At 66.7% G+C, this 9,085-nt stretch carries 12 protein-coding genes; 7 read left to right on the top strand and 5 right to left on the bottom strand.

From position 1 onward, the window contains the following. On the top strand, window positions 1-387 hold the full coding sequence (locus VE25_RS05740; protein ID WP_152664516.1) for a hypothetical protein: 387 nt from the start codon (window positions 1-3) through the stop codon (window positions 385-387). An 86-nt stretch (window positions 388-473) separates the two neighbouring features. On the opposite strand, the gene VE25_RS05735 is transcribed toward VE25_RS05740, so the two are convergent. After that, window positions 474-902 carry a CBS domain-containing protein gene (locus VE25_RS05735; RefSeq protein WP_046107636.1) on the bottom strand — a complete coding sequence of 143 codons (429 nt, stop codon included), beginning with the start codon at window positions 900-902 and terminating at the stop codon, window positions 474-476. Window positions 903-1,017: 115 nt separating this feature from the next. Between VE25_RS05735 and VE25_RS23285 the strand changes: the two genes are divergently transcribed. Further along, complete coding sequence (locus tag VE25_RS23285) at window positions 1,018-1,332, top strand: DUF2934 domain-containing protein (RefSeq protein ID WP_083988742.1); 315 nt, start codon at window positions 1,018-1,020, stop codon at window positions 1,330-1,332. A 78-nt stretch (window positions 1,333-1,410) separates the two neighbouring features. Here the strand turns inward: VE25_RS23285 and VE25_RS05725 are convergent, their stop codons facing one another. Beyond that, window positions 1,411-1,902, bottom strand: a complete 492-nt coding sequence (locus VE25_RS05725; protein ID WP_046107635.1) for a YciE/YciF ferroxidase family protein — start codon at window positions 1,900-1,902, stop codon at window positions 1,411-1,413. A 258-nt stretch (window positions 1,903-2,160) separates the two neighbouring features. Here VE25_RS05725 and VE25_RS05720 point away from each other — a divergent pair, with 258 nt between their 5' ends. After that, a complete protein-coding gene (locus VE25_RS05720) occupies window positions 2,161-2,919 on the top strand; it encodes a Crp/Fnr family transcriptional regulator (protein ID WP_052731749.1) in 759 nt (252 codons plus the stop codon). Here VE25_RS05720 and VE25_RS05715 read toward each other — a convergent pair. After that, window positions 2,909-3,403, bottom strand: coding sequence for a response regulator (locus VE25_RS05715; protein WP_052731748.1), 495 nt, complete (start codon window positions 3,401-3,403; stop codon window positions 2,909-2,911). The two genes, VE25_RS05720 and VE25_RS05715, sit on opposite strands and share 11 nt — an antisense overlap. A gap of 186 nt (window positions 3,404-3,589) precedes the next feature. Here VE25_RS05715 and VE25_RS05710 point away from each other — a divergent pair, with 186 nt between their 5' ends. The 4 genes from VE25_RS05710 (at window position 3,590) to VE25_RS05695 (ending at window position 8,423) form a co-directional block, all read left to right on the top strand. Next, entirely contained in the window at window positions 3,590-6,136 is a 2,547-nt protein-coding gene (locus VE25_RS05710; protein WP_046107634.1) for a membrane-bound PQQ-dependent dehydrogenase, glucose/quinate/shikimate family, read from the top strand. A 63-nt stretch (window positions 6,137-6,199) separates the two neighbouring features. Continuing rightward, window positions 6,200-6,736 (top strand): superoxide dismutase family protein, encoded by a 537-nt coding sequence (locus VE25_RS05705; protein WP_046107633.1) that lies wholly within the window; start codon window positions 6,200-6,202, stop codon window positions 6,734-6,736. Between the two features lie 30 nt (window positions 6,737-6,766). After that, window positions 6,767-7,831 (top strand): AI-2E family transporter, encoded by a 1,065-nt coding sequence (locus VE25_RS05700; RefSeq protein WP_052731747.1) that lies wholly within the window; start codon window positions 6,767-6,769, stop codon window positions 7,829-7,831. Continuing rightward, a complete protein-coding gene (locus VE25_RS05695) occupies window positions 7,818-8,423 on the top strand; it encodes an HD domain-containing protein (protein WP_201776045.1) in 606 nt (201 codons plus the stop codon). Before VE25_RS05700 ends, VE25_RS05695 begins: the two co-directional genes overlap by 14 nt. Here the strand turns inward: VE25_RS05695 and VE25_RS05690 are convergent. Further along, a complete protein-coding gene (locus VE25_RS05690; RefSeq protein WP_046107632.1) occupies window positions 8,420-8,659 on the bottom strand; it encodes a hypothetical protein in 240 nt (79 codons plus the stop codon). The genes VE25_RS05695 and VE25_RS05690 overlap by 4 nt on opposite strands. 11 nt (window positions 8,660-8,670) lie before the next feature. Next, window positions 8,671-8,940 carry a hypothetical protein gene (locus VE25_RS05685; protein ID WP_046107631.1) on the bottom strand — a complete coding sequence of 90 codons (270 nt, stop codon included), beginning with the start codon at window positions 8,938-8,940 and terminating at the stop codon, window positions 8,671-8,673. Window positions 8,941-9,085 lie beyond the last annotated feature (145 nt).

Below are 9,085 nucleotides of genomic sequence, written 5' to 3'. Positions count from 1 at the left end.
ATGGCAAAAGGTTCACCGAGCCGGCAGGCGATGGGCACCCTCGTCTTCCTCTGCCTCGGGCCCCTGCTGTGGGCAGTGCAGCTCACGCTGATCTACGGCCCGCAATCCTCGCTCTGCGCCTATGGCATCGGCACAGGGCAAGGCGGAAGCAACCTGCTGGTGGCAGGGCTCATCCTCATCGTCTCGGCACTCTGCATGGGACTGGCGGCGGCGGCGCTCTTGAGGCCCGGAGCCGCCTACGAGCTGGCGACAGGCACGCGCCCAAGCGGAGAAACGTGGCCATTCCTCACCTGGGTTATGCGGGCGCTCGCCGCGCTTTCTCTGCTGGCAATGCTCTATGCCGGTCTCGGCGCGTTGCTGCTGCCGGCTTGCGCACAACTGCGCTGAGCCACTGAAGGGGCCTCGGCAGCGGTCGCGAGGTCCCCTCAGCTGCCGGCCGGTACCAGAGGAGGAGATGGCCGGCCGAATCCGGTTCAGTGGGCGCGCGCGTTGGGCTGCGAGATGCCCGAAAGTGCCGTCTCGGCCGCATCCGCCGAGAGCGCGTCTATCGCCATGTCGCCGAGCGAGACGACGCCGACGAGGCGCTTGTCGCGGTTGACGACCGGCAGGCGGCGTACCTGGATCTCGCCCATGTTGCGCGCCACGTGCTCGACGTCTTCGTCCTCGAAGCAGTATTTGACCTCCCGGCTCATCACCTCGGAGACGGGCGTTTCCGGTCCCAGCCCTTCGGCGAGGGCCCGCAGCGCCATGTCCCGATCGGTAATGGTGCCGACGAGCCGGTCGTTGTCCTCGACCGGCAGGAAGCCTGCGTCGATAATGCCCATCAGGCGTGCCGCATCCTGAAGGCTGTGTTCGAGGGTCACCGTGCGCACCTCGCGCGTCATGATCTCGTTTATGCGCATTTGTCTGTCCTCCGCTTGCTGTTGGCCTCAACACAACCCGCGACCCTCACCGGGCGTTCCTCGCAGGAGCGTTTGCCTGCCGGCTGCGTTCTTTCCGAAACAGCAGGAGGAAACCATGCAAACACCGGCAACCGACGAGCAGATCAGACTGCGGGCCTATCAAATCTGGGAAACGGAGGGCCGGCCCGAGGGCCGCGCCGAAGAGCATTGGCAGCAGGCCAGCGACGAAGTCACGCTCTCACGCGGGGACGCGCGCGCCGATGCTGCCGACCGCGATCTCGACAGCAATCCGGGCATCGGCCAATCGCCGGGCCTGGATAGAGACGCCAATCCGATGGCGGGGGAGAACACCGTCGAAGGCGACGTGATGAACGACACCACCCGCGCCGGCGGCATCGATCCGAACCAGCGGGGCCGCACCAACAAATAACGGCTAAGTCCTTCCAACATAAAGGCGCCGGAGACCCGAAGGCCTCCGGCGCTTTATGTCTCCTGGTGGTCGCCGGGCTCAGGCCGCCTTGAGGTTGACCGAGGCTTCGGCGATCTGCGTGAGCTTCTGGTCGGTCTGGATCTCTTCGCTCAGCGTTGCGTCGAGCAGGCGAACGGCCTCCGCCATTCCGAGCTCCTGTGCCCAGGTCTTGAGGGTGCCGTAGCGCGCGATCTCGTAGTGTTCCACCGCCTGGGCGGCCGAGATCAGGCCCGCATCGAGGGCGGCCGAGCCCTTGAACTCGTCCATGATGGTCTTGCCCTCGTCGATGATGCCCAGAATGGCGTCACAGGTCTTGCCGCGGGCCCGCTTGCCGAGAAGCTCGAAAACCTGCTCGAGCCGCTCGATATGGCCCTCGGTCTGCTCGAGGTGCTGCTCGAAGCCTTTGCGCAGCTCCTCGGATTGCGCGGCCTTCGCCATTTTCGGCAGCGCCTTGGTGATCTGGCGCTCGGCATAATAGATGTCGCGAAGCGTATCCTCGAAAAGATCTTCGAGCTTCTTGTTTTCGGCCATTGCTAGTCCTCACAGCTTCTGATGGTTGGTGCACTAGCAAACGGGCATCGCCGGCGGCGCGTTCCAGAACGAGGTCCGGAAAGCCGCAACTTGATGCGGGTAAAGATATGCGGCTCGGCAAGAAAAGCGGGAACCGATCACCCCCTCACGCTCGCCTAACCTGGGTTAAGTCGCCTCGCGCGCGCTTTTGCGCGCGAGCCACAACCTTTGTCGCGATGCGACGTTCAAGCTGCAGCCCACCACTCACCGGACCGCCTCGTGACCGACCGCAATCTCGTCAGCATCAGGCCTTTTCTCGCCAATCTCGCGGGTCTCGTCCGTATGAGGGAGGAGGAGCTCACCCACCTGATGCACCTCGTCAAGGCTCTCAACCGGCACACGGCTCACCAGCACATCCTCGAGGAGGAAGCGCCTTCGGACAGGATCGTCGTGCTGATCCAGGGCTCGGCCTGCCGCTTCCGGCGCCTGCCCAACGGACGCCGCCAGATCACCGCATTCCTCGTGCCAGGCGACATCTGCGACTACCGCTTCCTTTCGTCAGGGACTGTCGGACAGAGCGTTGCCGCGCTCTCCCCGGTGGCGGTCGCGCGCATTCCCGTCGAAGCCTTCGTGGCCGCCAGCGAGACCTATCCGGTCTTCATGCGGGCCATGCTCTCGGCCAGCGCGGTCAACGACGCCATCATGCGCGAATGGATGATCAGCCTCGGCCAGCGCAATGCGCTGGAGCGCGTGGCGTACCTGTTGTGCGAACTGGAACTGCGCATGCGCCGCGTGGGACTGGTCGAGGACGGAAGCTTTTCCTTCGCCGCTACCCAGGCCGATCTCGGCGACGCGCTGGGGCTTTCTTCGGTGCACGTCAATCGGACCCTGCAGGAGTTGCGGCGCAGGCACCTCGTCGGCATGAGCAAGGGGGTCGTCACGCTATACGACGTCGACAGCCTCGGGCGCCTCGCGCTCTTCGAGCCGCACAGCCTCGGCTACGACCGGGCCGGCCGCGCCGCCGTGCCTATGCATTGATCCTGTCGCGCAGCGCCCTTGCCACCAACCGGCCCATGCGCAGATCGAGCGAGAGAGGGTTGACGCGGAGCGGAGACGCGGCCGGCGCCCGCGCGGTGCCGGCATCCTGCCGCCGCACGAGCCGGCGAACCTGCTCGATCACCTCCCCAGTCGAAAGCGGTTTGAGGATGCGAGGCGCACTGCCGAACTCGGGGGGAATATCGGGATCCGACCCGGTGGTGAAAAGCATCGGGACGTTGAGCTCGCGCAGACGCCGCGCCAGCTCGAATATGGCGCTTGCGTGCGATCTGACGTCAAGGATCGCCCCGTCGACGCCGCGCCGGCCGAGCAAGAGGCTATAGGCATAATATGCCGTCGGGGCCGGCCCGAGGACGGTGGCCCCGTTCTCGCGCAGGTAGCGGCAAAGGTCCTCTCCCAGCGCCCGGTCGTCTTCCACGACCAGCACCCTGCTGCCGCTGAGAGCGGCACTGCGTATCTCTGTCATTGTTCGACTCCAGTTGGCAGCGGAGCTGCCAATCCCGGCTCAGTCACGCACCGGAAAACGAGTGGACGCGGGGCGGCGTTCCGTCCTTGCGCACGAATTCGTCCCGGCGCCGTCAATCGGCTTGGGCTCGGGCGGAACGCTTGCCGGATGCGTTCGTTTGCGAATTAGAACAAGGGAGCTCCACGCATGACCGATACACGCCACCAAGACCGCCGCAGACATGGATTCGGATACTGGGCGGTCATGCTGCTCGCCGTGATTGTCGCGATCTTCGGCGCGCTGATCGCAGGCGGCGGCGCCTGGCTCGCGGCTCTTGGCGGGTCCTGGTACTACGTCCTGGCGGGCATCGGCCTGCTCGCGACGGCCTTCTTCCTCTTCCAGCGCTCGATGCTGGCGATCTGGGTCTATCTGGTGACGTTCGTGGGCACCGTGCTCTGGGCGCTCTGGGAAGCCGGCCTCGACGGCTGGGCGCAGGTGCCCCGGCTCGTTGCGCCGACCGTGATGCTGGTGCTGGTGCTGCTCACGCTGCCGGTGCTGCGCAGGCACCGCACGTGGCGGCGCGAGGCCGTGGCCGCGGGCGCCGTCGTCGCCTTCGGCCTCGTTGCGTCAGCCGCCATGTTGCTGGGCCAAACCGAACATCGCCTGAGCGCACAGGAAACCACGCCTGCCCCGGAGGCTCCGGCGACCGAAGCTCCGGCTCCGGAAGCCGAAACTGCGCCCCCGGCGGAAACCGAGCCTCCTGCCGCGCCGGAAGAGCCCGCCCCTGCCGAAGCGCAGCCCGCCGCGACGACCGCGACCGGCATAGCGGCGCGGGGCGCGCTGCCGGTCTTGCCGGTGGGAGCCGACTGGCCGGCCTATGGCGGCGACTACCATGCCAACCGCTTCTCCTCCCTCGACCAAATCACGCCGGAGAACGTCGGCCAGCTCGAACGCATCTGGGAATACCGGACCGGCGACATGCCGAGCGAAGCGGCGCGTGGCGAGTATTCGCCCGAGAACACGCCGCTCAAGGTCGGCAACGACCTCTTCCTGTGCTCGGCCATGGGCATCGCCATTGCCGTCGATGCGGCGACCGGGCTCGAGGAATGGCGCTATGATCCGGAGGTGTCGGAGGACGCCATTCCCTATGGCGCGACCTGCCGCGGCGTCGCCTATTTCGAGGTGCCCGACGCCGGCCCCGACGAACTCTGCGCCCGGCGCGTGCTCTGGGGCACGCTCGACGCACGCCTCATCGCGGTGGACGCCACGACCGGCCAGCTCTGCACGGAGTTCGGGACCAATGGCGAGGTGAACCTTGAAGAAGGCATCGGCGACACGGTGCCGGGCTGGTATTCCATCACCTCCCCGCCCACCATCGTCCACGGCGTCGCCGTGATGGGCGCACAGGTGCGGGACGGCCAGGCGGAGGATGCGCCCTCGGGCGTCGTGCGCGGCTATGACGCCGTCACCGGCGAGCTTGCCTGGGCCTGGGACCTCGGCAACCCCGACAACCGCGGCGCTCCCGCCGAAGGCGAGGTCTATACCCGCGGCACGCCCAACATGTGGACGATTGCTGCGGCCGACGAAGAACTGGGCCTCGTCTATCTGCCGCTCGGCAACTCGTCCGTCGACTATTACGGCAGCAACCGCAGCGAGCTCGAGAACGAGTACGCGACGTCCCTGGTCGCAGTCGACGCGGCGACGGGCGACGACGTCTGGCACTTCCAGACGGTCTACAACGACGTGTGGGACTATGATCTCGGCTCCCAGCCGAGCCTCGTGGACTTCCCCGCCGATGGCGGCACCGTGCCGGCCATCATCCTCTCCTCCAAGCAGGGCGACATCTTTATCCTCGACCGGCGCACCGGCGAGTCGCTGTTCCCCGTCGAGGAGCGGGAGGTGCCGACGAACATGGGCGTCGAGCAGGATTATCTCTCGCCCGTCCAGCCGTTCTCGACCTACCACAGCCTGCTTTTCCCCGATCTCGACGAGAAGCACATGTGGGGCATGACGCCGATCGACCAGCTCTGGTGCCGTATCCAGTTCCACCTGGCCAACTACGAGGGCGTCTATACCCCACCGACGTCGGACGCCTACTGGATCCAGTATCCGGGCTACAATGGCGGGCAGGACTGGGGCTCGATGGCGGTCGACGTGGAGCGCGGCATCCTCATCGCCAACTACAACGACATGCCCAACCACAATCGCCTCGTCCCGCGCGAGGAAGCGCCGAACGCACGGGCGATCTTCGAGCCGGAATACGATGCCGAGGCGGACGAACCCGGCCCGCAGCTCGGCTCGCCCTACGCCATCGAGGTCAACGCCGGCTGGCGGGAAGATTGGACCGGCCTCCTCTGCAAGCAGCCGCCCTATGGCGGCATCCGCGCCATCGACCTCGCCACCGGCGAGACCCTGTGGGACAAGCCCCTCGGGACGGCGCGGGCCAACGGTCCGTTCGGCCTGCCGACCTTCCTGCCGTTCGATATCGGCACCCCCAACAATGGCGGGCCGCTGGTCACCGCCGGCGGGCTGATCTTCATCGCGGCGGCGACCGACAACCTCATCCGGGCCATCGACATGGAGACGGGAGATGTCGTCTGGAGCGAGGTCCTGCCGGCGGGCGGGCAGACGACGCCCATCAGCTACGAAGTCGACGGGCGGCAGTTCATCGCCATCGCCCCGGGCGGGCACCACTTCATGGAAACGCCCATCGGCGACCAGGTGATCGCCTGGGCCCTGCCCGGAACCGAATAAAGCAGCGGGCACTCCCTTGCCAAGGGAGTGCCTTCCCACAGCACTCCCAGCCCGGAGGATATCATGAAGACGACCATCCTGACGCTCGCGTCTCTGGCGCTTCTCACCGGCGCCGCCACCGCGCAGGACACCAATCCCGGTGCCACGGCGAACTTCGTCGACGTCGAAGGCAACGAGATCGGCGCGGTAACGCTTCTGCAGACTCCGGAAGGCGTCAACATCACCGGTGCCCTGGAGATGGGCGTTCCCGAAGGCGAACACGGCTTCCATATCCATGAGACCGGGGATTGCGACCCGGCCGATGCGTTCGAATCCGCCGGAGACCATTTCGACGTCGCCGACCATCAGCACGGCTTCGACAATCCCGAGGGCCCGCATGCCGGCGATATCCACAACATCATAGCCGACGCGGACGGGCGGGCGGTCGTCGAGGTGACGAACGACATGGTCTCGCTCGTCGAGGGCGAAGACGGCTATCTCTTCGACGACAATGGTTCGGCCCTCGTCGTCCATGCCGATCCAGACGACTACGTCACCGATCCCAGCGGCAATTCCGGCGACAGGATCGCCTGCGCAGTGATCGAGGCGGCGCCGAACTAGCGTCGACCGGGCGCCGTCGGGCCAGCCGTCATGCGCGACCTCGATCGCCAGCGCCGGGTGAACAGCAGCGCGTTGCGCGTGATCCTGGCGGCGGCTGCGGTCATCGCCATCGCGCTCCTCGCCTGGAACACCGTGCAGGTGCTGCTGCTCGCCTTCGGATCGGTCGTGGTGGCGGCGGTGCTGGTCAGCGGCGCAAACCTGCTTGCCTTCCTGCCCCTCGATCATCGTTGGCGGGTGGCGCTCGCCGCCGCTGCCGCGGTCGCCGTCTTCGCCGGTGCCGGCGTGCTCCTCGGCAATCAAGTCAAGGACCAGCTGGCCGGCCTCGCCGTCCAGCTCCCCGACATGATCGACACCCTCGGGCGCTATGTGGGCATCCTCGACCTCTGGGACCGGCTGACCGAATATGCCGAGCGCCTGATCCTGCGCACCGACGCGCCGCGCAACATTGCCGGCTACACGTCCGGACTGGTCGGCGCCGTGGGCGGGCTGGCGCTCGTGCTGGTCGGCGGCGTCTACCTCGCCTGGGCTCCCGGGCTCTACAAGCGCGGCCTCGTCGCGCTCTTTCCGCCGGAGCTTCGCGCGCGGTTCGCCGATGCCCTCGACAGGTGCGGCGAGGCGCTGCAGCACTGGATGCTCGGCCAGCTGCTGACCATGGTCGTGGTGGGCGTGGCAACGACCATCGGCCTGACGATCATCGGCGTTCCCTCGGCTGTCGCGCTCGGCATCGTGGCCGGCCTCTTCGAGTTCATCCCCTTCGTCGGGCCGATCCTCGCCGTCGTTCCCGCCGTCGTCGTCGCCGCCTCCGAAGGCGGTACGATGGTCTTCTGGGTGGCGGGGCTCTATCTTCTCGTCCAGCAGCTCGAGAACAACCTGATCGTGCCGGTCGTGCAGCAGCGCACAGTCCACCTGCCGCCGGCGCTGGGGCTCTTTTCGCTCCTGGCGATGGGCATCGTCTTCGGTCCGCTGGGCGTGCTGCTCGGCACGCCGTTGACCGTGGTGCTGATGGTTGCGGTGCGCGAACTCTGGATCGAGCCGAACGGCGGCATGGAACCGCGACCACCCGATACCTCGTTGGAGCGACATGAAACCCGATAGGACTGCGAGAGACCTGCCCGGCGATGCGGCAATGGAAACCGCGCGCATCGAAAGGGCCTTTCTCGACCGTTTCGGCGGCTCGCACGCCGTGAATGCGGCCTATACCTTCGCGCGCGATGCGCACGCCCGGCAGGGCCAGAAGCGTAAATATTCGGACATGCCTTACATCGTCCATCCGATCGCGGTCGCCGAGCTGGTGGCGGGCGTGCCGCACACGCCGGAAATGGTCTGCGCCGCGCTCCTGCACGACGTCGTGGAGGACACCGATATCGACCTTTCAGTAATCCGCGAAACGTTCGGACCGAAGGTGGCCGAACTCGTCGATTGGCTGACGGACGTTTCCCGCCCGCAGCACGGCAACCGCAAGGCCCGCAAAGCGCTGGACCTTGTCCACACCGCCAAGGCGCCGCCCGAAGCCAAGACGATCAAGCTTGCCGACATCATCGACAACAGTCGCACCATCTCCCGGCACGACCCGGCTTTCTGGCGGGTCTACCGTGCCGAGAACCTAGCGTTGCTCGATGTGTTGGCCGAGGGCGACCCGCAGCTCCGGCAGAAGGCCAGAGTTGCGCTGGCGCGGCCGGAGACCTAGTCCGCCCGCTTCTTGGTGTGCTCGGTTTCCTGGCTGGTGCCGCGCTTGATGGAGCGGTCGCCCCGGCTCATGTCCGGCCCGAGGCCCGAGGCGGGCTTGGCATCCTGCAACTCGTCGTCGCGCCCCTCGGCGCGCTTCAGGTCCCGGCGGGTATCGAAGTCCGCCGGTGCGTTCTTCGTGTTGATGCGCTTCTCGACGATCTTGCGGTGCTGCTCGTGCGTCTTGGGGGATTGCATCGTACCCTCCTTCAGTTTCGCTTGCCGAGGTCGCGCCGGGCGCGCTCGTCCTTGTCGAGCTTCTCGAAGCTCTCGATGAGGCCATCGGTCTCGCCCTTCTCGCCGGCCTGTGCCTGGCGCTGGCTGTTCGCCCGCTCCTGGTCGAGCCCCTGCAGGCTGTTCCGGCCCTTGATGTCGGAGGCGAGATCGAATTCGTCGAGGCGCTCGACGCCGTCGTCGGGACCGACCGACTTTGCCCCGTGCTGGCCCTGGGCGCGTGCACCGATCTTCTTTCCGGACATGGTCATACTCCCTTGCTTTACCTTCTGGGCCAACGAATGCCGGCCCGACCGGTTGCGCCCGGGCGGCGAACCTTCTGGCTGTTGAACAGTTGATTGCCCAGAGCCGGAATATCGGCCTGGCGAACACCACTCATCGTGCAGGAGA

It is taken from the genome of Devosia geojensis (assembly GCF_000969415.1).
Lineage (GTDB): Bacteria > Pseudomonadota > Alphaproteobacteria > Rhizobiales > Devosiaceae > Devosia > Devosia geojensis.
This window is presented reverse-complemented; position numbering and strand designations above follow the sequence as displayed.